Below are 212 nucleotides of genomic sequence, written 5' to 3'. Positions count from 1 at the left end.
CGGAGCAGTTTATTTTGCTAATTATATGCTTAAGGCTAAGGGTGAAACATTACAAGCTAAGCGTTGTTTAATCTCTTGTGCTGGTAATGTGGCTATTTATGCCATGGAGAAATTATATCAATTAGCTGCAACTCCTGTGACTTGTAGTGATTCTCGTGGTTCGATATATCACGAAACGGTAATTGATCTTGAGCTTCTTAAGCGTTTATAAG

The 212-nt window shown here is 37.3% G+C and carries 1 pseudogene; it reads left to right on the top strand.

From position 1 onward, the window contains the following. A pseudogene (locus V6256_RS16020) lies at nt 1-208 on the top strand (NADP-specific glutamate dehydrogenase); the annotation flags it as partial. Nucleotides 209-212 lie beyond the last annotated feature (4 nt).

The organism is Psychromonas aquatilis, from assembly GCF_038155185.1.
Lineage (GTDB): Bacteria > Pseudomonadota > Gammaproteobacteria > Enterobacterales > Psychromonadaceae > Psychromonas > Psychromonas aquatilis.
The sequence above is the reverse complement of the archived record's forward strand: the minus strand, read 5'-3'. Positions and strand labels throughout refer to the sequence as shown.